The organism is Granulosicoccus antarcticus IMCC3135, assembly GCF_002215215.1.
Lineage (GTDB): Bacteria > Pseudomonadota > Gammaproteobacteria > Granulosicoccales > Granulosicoccaceae > Granulosicoccus > Granulosicoccus antarcticus.
This window is the reverse complement of sequence record NZ_CP018632.1, coordinates 2479574-2496975: the sequence shown is the minus strand read 5'-3', so window position 1 is coordinate 2496975 and position 17402 is coordinate 2479574. Positions and strand designations below refer to the sequence as shown.

At 52.3% G+C, this 17402-nt stretch carries 17 protein-coding genes and 1 tRNA gene; 1 reads left to right on the top strand and 17 read right to left on the bottom strand.

Annotation, left to right across the window (positions count from 1 at the left end):
* Nucleotides 1–210: 210 nt before the first annotated feature.
* The gene (locus IMCC3135_RS10965) at nt 211–1206 is read left to right on the top strand and encodes an exostosin domain-containing protein (protein ID WP_088917638.1); all 996 of its coding nucleotides are present in this window, start codon (nt 211–213) and stop codon (nt 1204–1206) included.
* A gap of 75 nt (nt 1207–1281) precedes the next feature.
* Here the strand turns inward: IMCC3135_RS10965 and nuoN are convergent, their stop codons facing one another.
* The 17 genes from nuoN to tpiA form a co-directional block, all read right to left on the bottom strand.
* The gene (gene nuoN, locus IMCC3135_RS10960; RefSeq protein ID WP_088917637.1) at nt 1282–2718 is read right to left on the bottom strand and encodes an NADH-quinone oxidoreductase subunit NuoN; all 1437 of its coding nucleotides are present in this window, start codon (nt 2716–2718) and stop codon (nt 1282–1284) included.
* A gap of 7 nt (nt 2719–2725) precedes the next feature.
* Nucleotides 2726–4222: an NADH-quinone oxidoreductase subunit M gene (locus IMCC3135_RS10955; protein ID WP_236994769.1), complete on the bottom strand. Its 1497-nt coding sequence runs from the start codon at nt 4220–4222 to the stop codon at nt 2726–2728.
* 27 nt (nt 4223–4249) lie between these two features.
* The gene (gene nuoL, locus IMCC3135_RS10950) at nt 4250–6202 is read right to left on the bottom strand and encodes an NADH-quinone oxidoreductase subunit L (RefSeq protein WP_088917635.1); all 1953 of its coding nucleotides are present in this window, start codon (nt 6200–6202) and stop codon (nt 4250–4252) included.
* 5 nt (nt 6203–6207) lie between these two features.
* Nucleotides 6208–6513: an NADH-quinone oxidoreductase subunit NuoK gene (gene nuoK, locus IMCC3135_RS10945; RefSeq protein ID WP_088917634.1), complete on the bottom strand. Its 306-nt coding sequence runs from the start codon at nt 6511–6513 to the stop codon at nt 6208–6210.
* Nucleotides 6514–6530: 17 nt separating this feature from the next.
* A complete protein-coding gene (locus IMCC3135_RS10940; protein ID WP_088917633.1) occupies nt 6531–7142 on the bottom strand; it encodes an NADH-quinone oxidoreductase subunit J in 612 nt (203 codons plus the stop codon).
* Nucleotides 7143–7214: 72 nt separating this feature from the next.
* The gene (gene nuoI, locus IMCC3135_RS10935; RefSeq protein WP_088917632.1) at nt 7215–7706 is read right to left on the bottom strand and encodes an NADH-quinone oxidoreductase subunit NuoI; all 492 of its coding nucleotides are present in this window, start codon (nt 7704–7706) and stop codon (nt 7215–7217) included.
* 15 nt (nt 7707–7721) lie between these two features.
* On the bottom strand, nt 7722–8738 hold the full coding sequence (gene nuoH / locus IMCC3135_RS10930) for an NADH-quinone oxidoreductase subunit NuoH (RefSeq protein ID WP_088917631.1): 1017 nt from the start codon (nt 8736–8738) through the stop codon (nt 7722–7724).
* Complete coding sequence (nuoG, locus tag IMCC3135_RS10925) at nt 8738–11086, bottom strand: NADH-quinone oxidoreductase subunit NuoG (protein ID WP_088917630.1); 2349 nt, start codon at nt 11084–11086, stop codon at nt 8738–8740. The genes nuoH and nuoG overlap by 1 nt, the downstream gene beginning before the upstream one ends.
* 53 nt (nt 11087–11139) lie before the next feature.
* Nucleotides 11140–12429 (bottom strand): NADH-quinone oxidoreductase subunit NuoF, encoded by a 1290-nt coding sequence (gene nuoF, locus IMCC3135_RS10920; RefSeq protein ID WP_088921799.1) that lies wholly within the window; start codon nt 12427–12429, stop codon nt 11140–11142.
* A gap of 69 nt (nt 12430–12498) precedes the next feature.
* Nucleotides 12499–13020 carry an NADH-quinone oxidoreductase subunit NuoE family protein gene (locus IMCC3135_RS10915; protein WP_088917629.1) on the bottom strand — a complete coding sequence of 174 codons (522 nt, stop codon included), beginning with the start codon at nt 13018–13020 and terminating at the stop codon, nt 12499–12501.
* Nucleotides 13021–13041: 21 nt separating this feature from the next.
* A complete protein-coding gene (locus IMCC3135_RS10910) occupies nt 13042–14295 on the bottom strand; it encodes an NADH-quinone oxidoreductase subunit D (protein ID WP_236994768.1) in 1254 nt (417 codons plus the stop codon).
* Complete coding sequence (locus IMCC3135_RS10905) at nt 14288–15007, bottom strand: NADH-quinone oxidoreductase subunit C (RefSeq protein ID WP_088917627.1); 720 nt, start codon at nt 15005–15007, stop codon at nt 14288–14290. Before IMCC3135_RS10905 ends, IMCC3135_RS10910 begins: the two co-directional genes overlap by 8 nt.
* A gap of 4 nt (nt 15008–15011) precedes the next feature.
* Nucleotides 15012–15488: a NuoB/complex I 20 kDa subunit family protein gene (locus IMCC3135_RS10900; RefSeq protein ID WP_088917626.1), complete on the bottom strand. Its 477-nt coding sequence runs from the start codon at nt 15486–15488 to the stop codon at nt 15012–15014.
* 4 nt (nt 15489–15492) lie between these two features.
* Nucleotides 15493–15849, bottom strand: coding sequence for an NADH-quinone oxidoreductase subunit A (locus tag IMCC3135_RS10895; RefSeq protein WP_088921798.1), 357 nt, complete (start codon nt 15847–15849; stop codon nt 15493–15495).
* 209 nt (nt 15850–16058) lie between these two features.
* Nucleotides 16059–16143, bottom strand: a tRNA-Leu gene (locus IMCC3135_RS10890).
* 62 nt (nt 16144–16205) lie between these two features.
* Entirely contained in the window at nt 16206–16577 is a 372-nt protein-coding gene (gene secG / locus IMCC3135_RS10885; RefSeq protein WP_088917625.1) for a preprotein translocase subunit SecG, read from the bottom strand.
* A 31-nt stretch (nt 16578–16608) separates the two neighbouring features.
* Nucleotides 16609–17388, bottom strand: coding sequence for a triose-phosphate isomerase (gene tpiA / locus IMCC3135_RS10880; protein WP_088917624.1), 780 nt, complete (start codon nt 17386–17388; stop codon nt 16609–16611).
* Nucleotides 17389–17402: the final 14 nt, after the last annotated feature.

Sequence of the window (17402 nt, the reverse complement as noted above, 5' to 3'; positions counted from 1 at the left end):
CAATGTAAGGACATCCAGAGCAAAAGAGACAAGCAGGAGCTGCCAGAACTGTACAAAAAGACAGCTCGTATTTGTTTGAAAATTACTGACGACCGTCTGCAGTGGGGATAGTTGCAAATCTCACGGCTCAATTCGAGTGGTAACTATACCGAGCCCAATTCAGTGGCTAAGTGCTAAATTGCACTGAACATTACATTTTGGAAGGATTTGATGAAGCTGCTTTTCACCTCTGCCTACTCGACCCATCCCTGCCTCGATCGTGTACGTCAGTTGCAGAGGCTGGATGATCAAGGCAACTTTACGGTGACCCGCAACCCCGACAAGGCGGATGCCATCGTATTTGTCGAAAATACTCAATTTCAGGATATGAGCTTCAATACACTCATGGAGCATCCGTTGATCCGGATGTATCCTGAAAAAATATTCATGTACAACGAAATGGACCGCGCATGGCCCTTACTACATGGACTCTACTGCAGCTTAGGGAGCGAACTGACCAATCCTGAAGAGCAAGTCGCCTTCCCCTACCTGACAGCAACCAACTCAGGTGTACAAGATATCTATCACAGCAAGGCAGAACGCCAATGGCTCTACTCTTTTGTTGGCTCTGCCAGTCACGCCTGCCGCAAACCTGTGTTGAGGCTCAAGGATGACAATGCCCGGATCATCGATACATCGGACTTCTGCACATGGGATCCCATACAGACGTCCAAGTACGCTTTCCAGAAACTGTATACACAAACCATGGCTGGCAGTAAGTTCATCCTCTGCCCCAGGGGTATCGGACCGGCCTCGCTACGCCTCTATGAAACGATGGAATCAGGTCGGGTTCCCGTCATCATCTCTGATTCCTGGGTCGCACCACCGCAAGTCGATTGGAGTTTCGCTGTACGCGTTCCCGAATCCCGTACTTCGGATATACCAAAGATACTGCTGGAGCTGGAACCACAGTGGCAAGAACGAGGCGAAGCAGCCCGTCGCGCCTGGGAGACGTCCTATGCGCCGAACAGGATGTTCAATACGATGGGCCTGGCAATACAGAGTATTCGCAAACAATCACCTTTTCCTGAACCCACCTTGCGAGCAAACACGATGAAATGGGCGGTTGTCGCAGAGCAGAAGCTTCGGAATCAACTGAAACCGACACCGAGCGACCCTGCTCCGCGCCCCTCATTTCTTGGCAGAATGTTCTCTCGAAAAGCCTGAGTTTACTTAAGGGCTTAAACAAAAACCCCCGGACTAGCCAGGGGTTTTCATCACTAAAGGCAAGCAGACCCTTAATCAGGCAAAGGCCGCGATACAAGCCCCCATGATCAGACCCGGGGCCAGACCCAGACCAATGACAGCCAGACCATTTATTGCCAGACCAGCAGTCACATCACCTGCAGGATTGACTTCGATATCATCCGCCGGATCATCAAAGAACATGATCTTGATAATACGCAGGTAATAGAACGCGCCAACCACTGACATGATCACCCCGAGTATGGCCAACCAGGTAAAACCGGCGCCCACCGCTGATTCCAACACGCTCAACTTGGCGTAAAAACCAACAGCCGGCGGAACACCTGCCAGTGAAATCATGGCAAGCAACATGACACCAGCCAACAGTGCGTTCTTCTTGCCCAGTCCGGACAAATCTGTCAGTTGGTCGGCCTCAAATCCTGCTCGAGATACTGCCAGAATGACGCCAAAGGCTGCCAGTGTGGTGAACGCATAAGTAATGGCGTAGAACATGGACGCGCTATACCCTTCGTTCGTCGCACCCACGATCCCCATCAACAGAAAGCCGACATGCGAAATCGTACTGTAGGCAAACATGCGTTTGATGTTGGTCTGCGCGATGGCAATCAGATTTCCAACCACCATCGATAGTGCGGAGAGAATCGCCAGCATCTGCTGCCAATCAGCACTCAGCGTTTCCAACCCTCCGACCAGCAAACGAACCAACATGGCAAATGCGGCAATCTTGGGTGCTGTCGAAATGAACATGGTGACCGAGGTGGGGGCACCTTCATATACGTCTGGTACCCACATATGGAATGGCACAGCTCCCAGCTTGAAGGCGAGACCGACAATCAGAAAGGTCAGGCCGAAGCGTGCACCGATAGTGCGCTCTGCAGAGAGTGTTTCCGAGTTGCCCGCCAGAACGTCACCGATAACGGTGAGATTCAGTGAACCGGTTGCCCCGTAAATCATGGACATGCCATATAACAACATGCCCGAAGCCAGAGCTCCCAGCACGAAATACTTCATGGCTGCCTCTGATGCCAGACCGTTGTCACGATGCAAGGCCACCATGGCGTATTGGGACAATGCCAATAGCTCCAGTCCCAGATAGACGCTGAGCATATGAGTGGCTGACACCATGATCATCATCCCGGCGACAGCAAACAAACCCAGTACGAAATACTCGCTACGGGCAATCTTGCGGTTACCGACATAGTCGCGTGAATACAAGAAGATGCCTATGGCAATGACCAGCACCCAGCTTTTCAAGCTGGCGCTGAGTACATCAACCGTATAGGCACCACTCAGACCAGTCACCGCATCATCGCCTATTTGCGATAACGACATGATCAGTGTGATAACCAGTGTCAGTTGTGACAGCCAGTAAACGGTGTTTGATTTCGCCTGTACAAACAGGCCGACGACCAACACCGCACAGGTGGCCGCCAGCAGAAAGATCTCGGGCGTCGCGATCTGCAGGTTGTCCATGAGGCGCTCAGTACTTGGAGGTTGAAATGTGTTGCACGAGGTTCTCCACCGAGGCGTGCATGACGCCACCGATAACATTCGGCCAGACACCAATCAGCAATACCATCATTGCCAACAGCGCCAGCATCCAGAACTCGCGGGAATTAATATCAGTCAATGCGGCCACCTTGTCGTTGCCAATCGGCCCCATGATGACGCGCTTGACCATCCAGAGCGTATAGGCAGCACCGAGTATCAGGGTCAGTGAGGCCAGGAACGCAATCCAGAAGTTAGTCTTGAAACTTGCCAGTATGACCATGAACTCCCCCACGAAACCTGAGGTTCCCGGCAAGCCTGCATTGGCCATGGCAAAGAACACCATGAAAGCTGCAAAGATAGGCATGGTGTTGATGACACCGCCGTAATCCGCAATCTCGCGACTATGAACACGGTCGTACATGACACCGACACACAGGAACATGGCAGCAGAGATGAATCCATGTGAAATCATCTGGATCATGGCGCCTTCAAGTCCCAGCGCTACACCCGCATCATCGCCTTTGGCAATGAGACGGAAGGCAATGAAGATACCGAGCGTGACGAACCCCATATGCGAAATGGATGAATAGGCTATCAACTTCTTCATGTCTCGCTGCGCCAAAGCCACAAATCCGATATACACCACCGCGACCAGAGAGATGACGATCATGAAGGTATCCATATGGGCACTGGCATCAGGTGTGATCGGCAGGCTGAATCGCAGAAAGCCATAACCGCCCATCTTCAACATGACAGCAGCCAGAACGGCAGAGCCTGCAGTCGGCGCTTCAACGTGAGCATCTGGCAGCCATGTATGTACCGGCCACATGGGTATCTTGACCGCGAAAGCTGCAAGGAAAGCCAGGAATATCCAGTATTGCTGGTCCTGGTTCAGTGGCAGATCATGCAGGCTCAGGATGCTGAAACTGCCGCCTTGCTTGTACATATAAATCAGGGCGATCAGCATGAAGACCGAGCCCAGAAAGGTGTACAAAAAGAATTTTACGGTTGCATAGACACGCTTTGGACCACCCCAGATTCCGATAATCAGGAACATCGGGATCAGTGTGGCCTCGAAGAAGATGTAGAACAACATCGCATCCAATGAGGAAAAAACACCAACCATCAGACCCGTCATGATCGAGAAGGCACCCAGGTACATCGCGGGACGATCCTTGATCACCTGCCATGCCGAAATCACCACGATCACATTGATCATCGTGGTGAGGATGATCAACGGCATGGAGATACCGTCCACGCCAAGCGCATAGTTGATATTGAAACTCGGCAACCACGCCAACGACTCCTGAAACTGCATCTCAGCCGTACCGGAATCAAAACCAAAGTAAAGAGGCAGGCTGGCCAGCAAGGTCAGTATGGAGGCCACACCCGCCAGCTTGCGTGCCGGCCGATCGCCCAGGGCAATGATCAGCACCCCAGCCAGTATGGGCAACCAGATCGTCAGACTCAGTATAGGAAAGCTCAATGTATCGATCTCAATCGGGCGTGATAATCAGACGAAAAGAAACCAGGTCAGCATAGCCAGTAATCCGAGGATCATGGCAAACGCATAGTGGAACAACATACCGCTCTGGATATTGCGCGAAATGCCAGCCAGCCAGCCCACACTGTTGGCCGCTCCATTAACCAGAGCACCATCAATCACTTTGATGTCACCCTTCTGCCAAAGCTGACGACCAAGGGCAACACTGCCACGGGCAAAGACCGCCTGGTTGAAATCGTCGAAACCGTACTTGTTGTCCAGTATGCGACGCAAAAAACCCAGCTTTGAATCAAGAAATGTCGGAATGGACGGAGCAAGGATATAGAACAGAAAGGCCGTCGCCACACCGACCGCCGCGATATAAACCGCAGGGGCATTAAATGCATGAATGATGAACTGCAAGGGACCATGATACTCCTCACCCAGTTGCTCCAGTACGGCATGTTCCGGTGCCACATAGATAACATCCTTGAAGTAATCACCGTACACCACGGCCGTCACAGTCAACGCGCCGATGATAAGCGATGGAATGGCCAGTAGGATCAACGGTACGGTAACCACTTTCGGAGATTCCTTGGCATGTTCTTCGGTGTGTTTATCCATCCGTGTCTTGCCATGGAAAACCAGAAAGAACAGACGGAAAGAGTAGAACGCGGTCACGAAGACGCCGCCCAGCACCGCCCAATAAGCAATATGTGCCCCTGGAATGCTCGAGGCGTGCACTGCCTCAATAATGATGTCCTTGGAATAGAATCCGGAGAACGCCGGAAAGCCAATAAGTGCCAGCGATCCGATAAGAGATGTCCAATAAGTGGTCGGCATGATCTTGCGCAGTCCACCCATCTTGCGGATGTCCTGTTCATGATGCATCGCTATGATCACAGAACCAGCGGCCAGGAACAGCAGAGCCTTGAAGAAGGCGTGCGTCATGAGATGGAACATGGCAGCCGAGTACGCAGAAACGCCCAGTGCTACGGTCATATAGCCCAACTGTGACAGCGTTGAATAGGCGATGACCCGTTTGATGTCGTTTTGCACCATGCCGATCAGCCCCATGAAGAAGGCGGTGAATGCACCGATGATCAGGATGAAGCTCAGAGCAGTTTCCGAGAGTTCGAACAGTGGTGACATTCGCGACACCATGAAGATACCGGCAGTCACCATGGTTGCTGCGTGAATCAGTGCCGAGATAGGTGTAGGTCCTTCCATGGAATCTGGCAGCCAGACATGGAGTGGCGCCTGTGCCGACTTACCCATCGCACCAATGAACAGCAGGATGCACAGCACAGTCAGAACATCCCACTCTGAACTGCCCACAATGTTGATGGTCTGACCGACCAGCCCGGGGGCTGCCGCAAACGCATCGGTATAAGCCAGACTGTTGGTATACATGACAATACCGGCGATACCCAGAACGAAGCCGAAATCCCCAACCCGGTTGACCAGAAAGGCTTTCATGTTGGCGAAGATGGCAGTCTCTTTCTTGTAGTAGAAACCGATCAGCAAATAGGACACCGTACCCACCGCTTCCCAGCCAAAGAACAACTGCAGAAAGTTGTTGGACATGACCAGCATCAACATGGAAAAGGTAAACAGCGAGATATAGCTGAAGAAACGCTGATATCCGTCATCGTCATGCATATAACCGATGGTATAGATATGCACCATCAGTGAGACGAAGTTGACAACCAGCAGCATCATCACCGTCAGATTGTCGACCAGAAAACCGATTTCAAACTTGATGTTGCCACTGACCAGCCAGGTGTACAGCGTTTCGTTGAACGGTGCAGCCTCACCCACCACGACGTGGAAGAAGGCGTACACCGACAACAGCAAAGAGAAAGCAACACCTGCAATGGTCACACGGTGAGCATTGTCACGACCGATACGTCGACCAAACAGGCCAGTAACGATTGCTGCCAGAAGCGGTGCCAGCGGAATGAGTGTGTAGAGTAACTTCACGTTGGCTAGCCTTTGAGTGCGTCTAGATCGGCAACATTGATGGTCGAACGGTTGCGAAACAACACCACCAGTATAGCGAGGCCGATAGCTGCCTCCGCTGCCGCAACGGTCAGGATGAAGAAGACGAAGATCTGCCCTGCCCCATCACCGAGAAAATGAGAGAACGCCACGAAATTCATGTTGACTGACAGTAGCATCAGCTCGATGCACATCAGCAGAATGATGACGTTTTTCCGGTTCAGGAATATACCGACCACGCTCAGACAGAACAGCACGGCGCCAAGGGCCAGATAGTGCGACAGAGTAATCATGAGTGTCTGTTTTGGCCTCAGGAAGAACGTTTTTCGGAAGGCATCTGAACGATACGCAATCGATCCTGCTTGCGTACCTGAACCTGCTCTGATGGCGACTGATACTTGGTATTCGGCCGACGACGCATGGTTAACGCGATCGCGGCAACAATGGCTACCAGCAGAATGATGGCAGCAATTTCGAACTGGAAGAGATACTCGCTATACAGCAAACGCCCGAGTGACTCGGTGTTGCTCATGGCTTCAGCAGTCGCACGCTCAGGGATAGGGTACTGATCATTCTTGAAGTAGCGCTGTGTGATGAGAAAGACCATTTCTACCAACATGATCACTCCGACGAACAAACCAACCGGCAAGTATTTTACAAAGCCTTCGCGCAGTGGCTCGACATTGACATCCAGCATCATGACGACAAAAAGGAAAAGCACCATGACGGCACCGACGTAAACCACTACCAGCACGATTGCCAGAAATTCAGCTTCCAGCAACAACCAGATACCCGAACAGGTAAAGAATGTCAGTACCAGAAACAAGGCCGAGTGCACAGGATTACGGGCCGTTATGACGCGCGCTGCAGCAAAAACCATGATCGCCGCAAACACATAAAAAATGATCAGTTCAAACGTCACTGGTTTGGTCCTTCAGGTCTGGCCATGCAGAGTAAAGCTCGCTGGCACTGGTTGGGCATGAGTATGAACTTTTCACCGGAACGGCGCATCGGCAGCCCGATCGGCAGCAATCTGTGCTTCGTACTTGTCACCAATCGCCAGAAGCTTGTCCTTCGTCATGATCTGCTCACCACGGTTTTCAAAATGATATTCGAATATTCGTGTTTCAACGATCGAGTCAACCGGGCAGGCCTCTTCACAGAATCCGCAGAAAATGCATTTAAACAGATCAATGTCATAACGAGTGGTACGACGAGTTCCATCGTCACGCTGCTCTGAATCGATGGTGATAGCCAGCGCTGGACAGACCGCTTCGCACAACTTACAGGCAATACACCGTTCTTCTCCATTTGAATAGCGACGCAAAGCATGCAATCCACGAAAACGGTTCGACTGAGGAGTCTTCTCTTCCGGGTACTGAATGGTGATGTTGCCGGACACGAAGTACTTGCCCGTCAGGCTCAAGCCTTTCAATAGCTCCCAAAGGGTAAAGCTCTTGATGTATTTACTGATTTGTCCTGTCATGTTTGACTCTCGACTCTACAGAACGCCAGAGCGCACAGTGCTGAACCAGGGACCTACTTCGAAGTAGATGGCAAATCCGACCACGGCAATCCAGACGATGGTAACCGGAATGAAAACCTTCCAACCCAGACGCATGATCTGGTCATAGCGATAACGTGGAAATGTTGCCCGGAGCCACAAGAACATGAAGAGCATGGCTGCGGTCTTGATCAGAAACCAGTGGATGCCATCGCCGACACCATCGATCGGTGACATCCAGCCACCAAGGAACAGAATCGCAGTCAATGCTGCGATCATGATCATGTTCGCGTATTCAGCCAGGAAGAACAAGGCAAAGGCAAAGCCTGAATAATCCACGTGGAAACCGGCGACGATTTCAGACTCGCCTTCTGCCACATCAAAGGGCGCCCGGTTAGTCTCTGCAACACCCGATATAAAATACACCACAGCCAGAGGCAGCAATGGAAAAAGATTCCAGTAGAAGAAACCGCCTGACTGAGAACGCACGATATCTCCTAAATTCAGGCTACCTGACATCATCAGTACACCAATAAGCGCAAAACCCATGGCAATTTCGTAGGCAACGATCTGTGCCGCGGAACGCATGGCACCAAGAAACGCATATTTCGAATTGGAGGCCCAGCCTGCGATGATGACGCCGTAAACCCCGATAGAGGTCATCGCCAGCACATAGAGCAGACCGGCATTGACGTTGGCCAGCTCCATGCCATCCGCAAACGGGATAACCGCCCAGGCTGCAAAGGCCGGAGCCAGCGAAAGGATGGGGGCTGTCAGAAACAGAAATCGCGATGCATTGGTCGGAATGATGATTTCCTTGCACAGCAATTTGAATACATCTGCAAAAGGCTGCCCCAGTCCCTTATAACCGACTCGATTGGGGCCGACTCTGACTTGCATTGAGCCGATGACTTTGCGTTCTGCCAGCGTCAGATAGGCAACACACAGAATCAGAGGCACAAGAATCAGAACGATCTTGAACAGCGTCCAGATAGTGAGAATCAGTGCATCCATCAGACTTTACTCACCTCGATTGCGCCGAATACTTCGCCTAATGCAGCGGTCTCGGGCAATCCGATCGGCACCCAGACACAGCCAACGGGTACGTTGTTATCCAGCTTCACCGGCAACGTGACGGCTGAGCCATTTTGTCGAACGCTGACCGAGTCACCTTCGTTCAACGACAAATTCTGCAATTCGGAGCTCGCCATCGAGGCGAAAGCCTGTTTGCCATCGAGTGATTTCTGCAATGGTTGCGAGCGACGAACAATCGGATCAGTTGCATAGATTGGTGTCTCCCCTGCCCTGAGCATCACGCCATCCTGTGGCGCGGTGAAATCTGGCACCGTTGCAAAATCAGTCAGGTTGCCCAGCTGTATATCGCCACACTTGGCCTGCAGTTCGCGCGTGATATCTTCCGGACTATCGTAACCAAACCCATCCAGCTCCAGCTCGTCGGCCAGAACCCGAAATATTTTCCAGGCAGGTCGGGCCTCACCAGGCGGATTGGTAATACCCCGAGAACTCTGCCAGTTACCGGTAGCGTTGACATAGGTACCAAACGTTTCAGTAAACGTTGCCGCCGGCAGTACGACATCAGCGTACTGCGACAGACTGTCGCTCATATAGGAATTGATGGCAACCACACCGTTTGCACCTTCAAGCGCCTTCATGGCCTGAGATGGGTTTACTGCATCGAATTCAAGTTCGGCTCCTACCAACAGATAGGATTTCAATGGTGTATCCAGCATCTGGCGAGCATTGAGCCCCGCAGCACCAGCCGCAGACTTTCCACCCGCATGGCGATGCGGCACCACACCGGCCAACCAGGCACCGGCGGTATTGGCGCGCTCTGGCAACATGCCCAGAGTGGCACCCGTTGCACGGGCCAGTGCATTGGCCAGATACTGCAGTTGTGCAAATTGCGGGTGTTGAACCGATATATTTCCGAGGAACACCGCCGCACGTTCACCGCTCTTCAGGGCGTCTGCGATGCGCTGATGACGTTCATCACCCTTACTATCAGGCTTGTTCTGCATATTGCCCAGTTCAGCACCTGCCGCGCTGGCGACATAGAACAACTCTGACACCATGCTGTCATAACGAGTGGCAATGTTTTCGGCGGCATCAAAGTGCAGCGGAAAGTGTCGAGGGTTGATAAAACTGATGGAGGCCCCTTTCAGCGCCGACTTGCGCAAACGCAGAGCTGCTATCGGTTGGTCCTTGCGAATATTGGACCCGACCAGTAAAGCTGCATCCAGAGTTTCAAGATCATTCAGTCCCATACCCAGCCATGGCATACCGGGGGCTGCATCCTGAGCAGAAAAATCTGCTTGCCCAAGTCGATGGTCAATATTATTGCTGCCCAGCTCACGACCCAGCTTCTGAGCCAGATACATCTCTTCCAGCGTGATACTGGGCGAAACCAGCACACCCAGATCGGTATCTTTCAATTTCAGCGCCGCGGCCGCAAGAGCGGTTGGCCAATCAGTCGCCTGTAGAGCCCCATCAATGCGAACCATGGGTGACTGCAATCGATCGGCACTTTTTAATCCCTGATAGCTGAATCGATCGCGATCAGCAATCCAGACTTCATTGATAGACTCGTTATCGCGAGGCACCACACGGTTGACCGTAGAGCCGTCCATATGTACGTAAATGTTGGAACCGACAGAATCGTGCGGCGATACAGAGGGCTGTTGCGACAATTCCCACGCACGTGCTGTGTAGCGTGAAGGCCGGGCAGTCAAGGCTCCTACCGGACAGATATCGATGACATTGCCCGAGACTTCAGAAACCACTGATTTTTCAATATAGGTGCCGATACGGACATTCTCGCCGCGCCCTGTTGCTCCAAGCTCACGAATGCCGGCAATCTCCTCGCCAAACCGAACGCAGCGCGTGCAGTGTATGCAACGAGTCATTTCGGTTGCGATCAGAGGTCCAATGTACTTGTCAAAGACGACCCGCTTGCCTTCGGTATATTGAGAAGCGCCACTGCCGTAGCCCATGGCCACATCCTGCAGTTCGCACTCACCACCCTGATCGCAGATAGGGCAATCCAGCGGATGGTTGATCAGCAGGAACTCCATGGTTCCTTTTTGCGCATCACGCGCCAGCTTCGAGGCGGTATGCACAATCATGTCAGGCATGACCGGTGTCGCACAGGCCGGCAATGGCTTGGGTGCCTTCTCGACTTCCACGAGGCACATGCGACAGTTGGCCGCAACCGAAAGCTTCTTGTGGTAGCAAAAACGCGGCACATCGATGCCCGCAGCATCGGTAACCTCGATCAGCATTTGACCACGCTTCGCCGTCAGCGATGTGCCGTCGACGGTAATCTGGATTGTGTCGTCACTCATTTAAGGTATTTCGTCGGGATAACACGAGAGGTGGGACTGGACCTGATTGTACGTCAGGCAACCGCCCCTAGTTGGTCGGACACAATACTGCGCCCATTCTGGATGTAATACTCGAACTCGTGACGATAATGCTTCACGAAGCTCTGCACAGGCATGGCCGCGGCATCACCCAACGCACAGATGGTGCGTCCGGCAATCTTGCCTGCAACGTCTTCAAGTTTTTCGATGTCCTCAGGCAGACCCTTGCCGTCGACAATGCGGCTCAGCATACGATATAGCCAGCCCGTGCCTTCACGGCAAGGTGTGCACTGGCCACAACTCTCCGAATAGTAAAAACGTGAGATTCGACGCAGAGCCAGCACCATATCAGTCGTTTCATTCATGACGATGACCGCACCAGAGCCCAGCATGGAGCCTGCAACCTTGGAGATGGAATCGTAGTCCATATTGGTCGCCATCATGATTTCACCGGGCACAACCGGTACAGAAGAACCACCCGGAATGACCGCCTTCAGAGGAATACCATCCTTCATTCCGCCAGCCAGTTCCATGAGAGTAGCGAATGGCGTCCCGAGGTTGATTTCGAAATTTCCGGGCTTGGCAACATGACCAGACACGGAGAAGCATTTCTGTCCACCCGCCGATTCAATACCCATGCCCTTGAACCATTCCGCACCATTGCGAATGATCGCCGGCACACTGGCAACGGATTCGGTGTTGTTGATGGTGGTCGGACGACCGTAGAGTCCAAAACCTGCTGGAAAAGGCGGCTTGAAACGAGGTTGACCCTTTTTGCCCTCCAGTGATTCCAGCAAGGCGGTCTCCTCGCCGCAGATATAGGCACCAGCACCCAAGGTACCAACTACCTTGATATCAATGCCACTACCTCTTATATCGTTACCGGCCCAACCGTTGGTGTAGGCATCCTTGATGGCCTGCATGAAGTTTCTATAAACCTCATCCATGAATTCGCCACGCATGTAGTTGTAGCTGACCGAGGCGCGAATGGCATAGCTGCCGATCAACATGCCTTCTACCAGCGCATGCGGATTGAAGCGAATCAGATCGCGATCCTTACAGGTACCCGGCTCGGACTCATCAGAATTAATGACGAAGTAGCTCTGCCCGCCATTCTTGGGCATGAAACTCCACTTCAAGCCTGTCGGAAACCCTGCTCCACCACGACCACGAAGGCCAGAATCCTTGACGATCTGCACCACATCATCGGGGGACAGCTTTTCATCGAGAATTCTCTGCCACGCCTGATAACCACCGATCTTCAGGTAGTTTTCATAGGTCCAGGGCTCGTCAAACTGTAAAGTCGTATAGCAAACCTGGTTCATCGGGGCCAGGGATGCAGGCAATTGTTGATCGCTCATGGCGTAATCCTGATTGTCCTGTTCGTCGAAGTTTCAGTCAAGCGCATCCAGAATCTCGTCTACTTTTCCCGGATCGAGCTGGGTGTGATAAACGTGATCCACTTGCATCATCGGACCGCCCGAGCAAGCCGCGAGACACTCTTCCTCGACCTTCAGGTAGATCTTTCCGTCTTCGGTAGATTCGCCGAGTTTGATGCCGTACTTCTTCTCGACATGATTCACTATGTTGTCAGAGCCCATCAGCATGCAACTGATGTTGGTACAGATCGCCACACAGTGGCGACCCACAGGCCGGGTTTCGAACATGGAATAGAAGCTGGCCACTTCATAGACAGCAATTGGTGGCATTTCCAGCTTGGCTGCCACCGCATCCATCAATTCGGTAGACAACCAGCCTTGATTCTGGTGCTGAGCAATGCTCAGTGCAGCCAGCACAGCACTCTGCTTTCGCTCATCCGGGAATCGTGTCATCCACTCATTGATCTCTTCGATCGAGTGCTCACTCAACACCGATTCTGGATCGGGCAAGTTGACATCAGCAGGTACAGAACTCATCAATATTCTCCGGCAAACATACTAGCGGTCAATCTCACCGAACACGATATCCTGGGTACCGATCAGCGCCACGATATCGGACAGCATATGTCCGCGTGCCATCTCATCCAGCGCTGCCAGGTGCGGGAATCCTGCCGCCCGTACCTTGAGGCGATAAGGCTTGTTCGCACCGTCAGATACCAGAAAACAACCAAATTCGCCTTTAGGATGTTCCACGGCTGCGTAAGCCTCACCCTCAGGCAAACAGAATCCTTCAGTAAACAATTTGAAGTGATGAATCAGGGATTCCATATCACCTTTCATTTCACTGCGGCGAGGCGGTGCTATCTTGTGATCTTCGGTCAGTACCGGACCATCATTGACACGCAGCCAATCGATACACTGCTTGATGATGCGATTACTTTGGCGCATCTCCTCGACGCGAACCAGATAACGGTCATAGCTGTCACCGTTGGTTCCGACCGGAATGTCAAAATCCAGCTCTTCATAGACTTCGTAAGGCTGCTTTTTTCGCAGATCCCACTCGATGTTGGAGCCACGTAGCATCGGTCCCGTAAAACCTAGCTGCAAGGCACGCTCTGGAGTCACAACGCCGATACCAACGGTACGCTGCTTCCAGATACGGTTGTCGGTGAGCAAGGTCTCGTACTCATCAACGTATTTCGGGAAACGCTGAACGAAGTCTTCGATGAAATCCAGCATGGATCCCTGCCGGGCCTCGTTAAGCTTTCCTGCAGCTGATTTGCTGGTGAACCGTGAGGCTTCGTACTGTGGCATGTGATCAGGTAAATCGCGCGCAACACCACCAGGACGATAATAGGTGGCATGCAGTCGTGCCCCTGACACAGCTTCATAGCAATCCATGAGATCTTCCCGCTCGCGAAAGCAATACAGGAAAACAGTCATTGCACCAATGTCCAGAGCGTGAGCTCCCAGCCACATCAGATGATTCAGGATGCGAGTGATCTCATCAAACATGACCCGAATGTACTGGGCCCGTAAAGGCACATCTACGCCCAGCAACTTTTCGATAGCAAGCACATAGCCGTGCTCATTACACATCATCGAGACATAGTCCAGACGATCCATATAACCAATAGATTGATTGTATGGTTTGGATTCTGCCAGCTTTTCGGTTCCCCGGTGCAGCAAGCCAATGTGTGGATCAGCTCGCTCTACAACCTCACCATCCATCTCCAGCACAAGACGTAAAACGCCATGCGCTGCCGGATGCTGCGGACCAAAGTTCAGCGTGTAATTGCGTATCTCAGGCATCGTTTTTCTTCGGTGTTTCGCCAGCGACATAGCGTGAATCTTCACGAATGACGCGCGGGACCAGTACTCGAGGCACAATGCTCACGGGTTCGTACACCACCCGTTCCTTGACTGAATCGTAGCGCATTTCCACATTACCGATCAGTGGAAAATCCTTGCGAAAAGGATGACCAATGAAACCATAATCTGTAAGGATACGACGCAGATCCGGATGACCGTCAAACAGGATGCCGAACAGGTCGAACGCTTCGCGCTCATACCAATCCGCATTGTTCCACACAGGTATGATCGAAGGAATGATCGGCATGGCATCGTCGGCGGCCGCACAGCGCAATCTGAGTCGCACATTGTGATCAAGCGATAACAGATGATAAGCCACCACGAACCGAGGACGATCAGATTCGGGCAGGTCCAGACCTGTATTGAAGGTCAGACTTCCCGTCGATGCAGAGTTGACCGCACGACTGAAGCTGGCCATGTTTTCTGTATCGGTAGCCCACTCGTCCTTGCCGTAAGTTGCGTAATCAACGCCAGCCAGATCGCTCATTTGCTTGAAGGACAGCGCCGGGTCATCGTGCAACTTCCGGGCAACTTCTATGAGCTCCGCCGGAGCTACATCCATGACGATCAGATCGAGTGAAGGTGCGATCGTTTCATTGTCAGGAAACGCGGCCTGCAACGTTTCCAGCATTCTGTCTGCACGTGTTGTCATGGTCTCAGCGCGCGATGGTATTGGTTGTACGAATCTTGTTCTGCAGTTGCAGGATGCCGTAAAGCAGCGCTTCCGCCGTCGGCGGGCAACCAGGCACATAGACATCAACCGGTACGATTCGATCGCAACCTCGGACCACTGCATAAGAATAGTGGTAATACCCGCCGCCATTGGCACAACTGCCCATGGAGATGACCCACTTTGGATCGGGCATCTGATCGTAGACCTTGCGCAAAGCCGGGGCCATCTTGTTGACCAGTGTGCCTGCGACGATCATGACGTCAGCCTGCCTTGGACTCGGACGGAAAATGATTCCGAAACGATCCAGATCGTAGCGTGCCGCGCCGGCATGCATCATTTCTACCGCGCAACAGGCAAGACCAAAGGTCATAGGCCACATGGAGCCAGTTCGGGCCCAGTTGATCAGCTTGTCAGCGGAAGTGGTAACAAACCCTTCCTCAAGTACGCCTTCTATTCCCATGATGCTATTCCCACTCGAGTGCGCCTTTCTTCCACTCGTAGATGAAACCGATAACCAGGATGAACAGGAAAATACCCATGGCCGCGAACGCCGTGCCAGAGATGGCGTCAAGCGTGACAGCCCACGGAATCAGAAAGGCGATTTCCAGGTCAAAAATAATAAACAGGATGGCGACGAGGTAATAGCGCACGTCGAACTTCATGCGCGCATCTTCGAACGCTTCGAATCCACACTCGTAAGGGGAGTTCTTGTCTTTACCAGGATTTGACGGGCCGACAAGGCGACCGGCGGTCAGCAAAACAATACCTATACCCAGTGCTATCAGGATAAACAGCAATACTGGAAAGTAGTTTGCTAGCATCGTTGGGCTCCGCATGCAGCCACCGATAGGCGGCTACCTGGCTGAATGTGGTTAGATACAGAGGTATTTGCACCTGCCACTGAACCGTAGCAGACGTTTACATGAACTGAAAGAACTTGTGAATTATCGCAGATATTCTCATCACCTGAACGTTCTCGGTAAATGAGAAATTTTATTCTCGTACTCACAATAAAACCTAAATTTTCTAATGGTGCCGACACCCGGACTCGAACCGGGACAGCTTACGCCACTACCCCCTCAAGATAGCGTGTCTACCAATTCCACCATGTCGGCAATTAGAAAAAGCCTAACCAGGCCAGCCGCAGATAATAACGCAAATCTGCGGCAAAGTGGTGCTACTCAGCAGCTTTTGGCAAGTCAGTTTCATTTTCTGTAGCAGCTGGCAGTTCTGTAACGCCACCTGGCAGGTCAGTGGAAGGAGCTGGAGCTTCTTCTACAAGGCCTGGAGCATCAGTTACCGATTGAACACCACCCTCACGATGAGCTGCGAGGTAGAACAGAAAAATACTGGTCGTGAAAAATAATGCTACGAGGATGGTCGTCGCACGGGTAAGAAAAGAGGCAGATCCACTCGCGCCGAAAACAGTGGCTGAAGCACCACTACCAAACGCAGCACCCGCATCGGCACCCTTGCCATGCTGGATAAGAACCAGGCCAATAACACCAACGGCCAACACCACGTGAATAACTAACGCCAAGGATTGCATACTTGATCAAATATCTCTTTAAAAACCGCTCTTAAGCGGCAGAAGAACCAACAGTAGAGGCAGCAGCCTCACAAATCGCTAAAAATGACGCCGCATCAAGTGCAGCACCACCAATCAGGCCACCGTCTATATCAGCCTGTGAAAACAGACTAGCCGCATTATCGGCCTTGACGCTGCCACCGTACAGAACACGCAATGCCTCACCAATAGCGGCATCGTGCGAAGAAATTCTTTCCCGAATCAGCGCATGGACTGCCTGCGCCTCTTCAGGACTTGCTGTCTTGCCGGTACCGATGGCCCAGACAGGTTCATACGCTACTACCAACTGACGAAATGAATCAACGCCACCTGCGTCCAGCAATGCATCCAGCTGTCCGGCAATGACCTCTTCTACCTGTCCGGCTTCACGCTGTTCCAGCGTTTCACCGACACACAGAATGGGCGTCAGACCGGCCTTTTGCACAGTCAGGCATTTCGCCGCAACCAATGCACTGTCTTCGTGAAACATCGCCCGTCGTTCAGAGTGACCCAGAATGACGTACTCACAACCGAACTCAACAAGCATTTCAGCCGACACTTCACCGGTAAAGGCTCCGGATATGGCATCAGAACAATTCTGCGCTCCCAAGTGAACGGGAGAATTTCCGACAACTCCCAGCACATCCGCCAAATGGACGGATGTCGGGCAGATCAGAACTTCAACTACCGGAGACGTAACTCCCGCAGCAACGGCTTTGGCAAGTGCCACTACCGATGAGCGTGAACCGTTAAGCTTCCAGTTGCCTGCAATAAGTGGCTGTCGATTGACCAATGCTTCCTACCCCT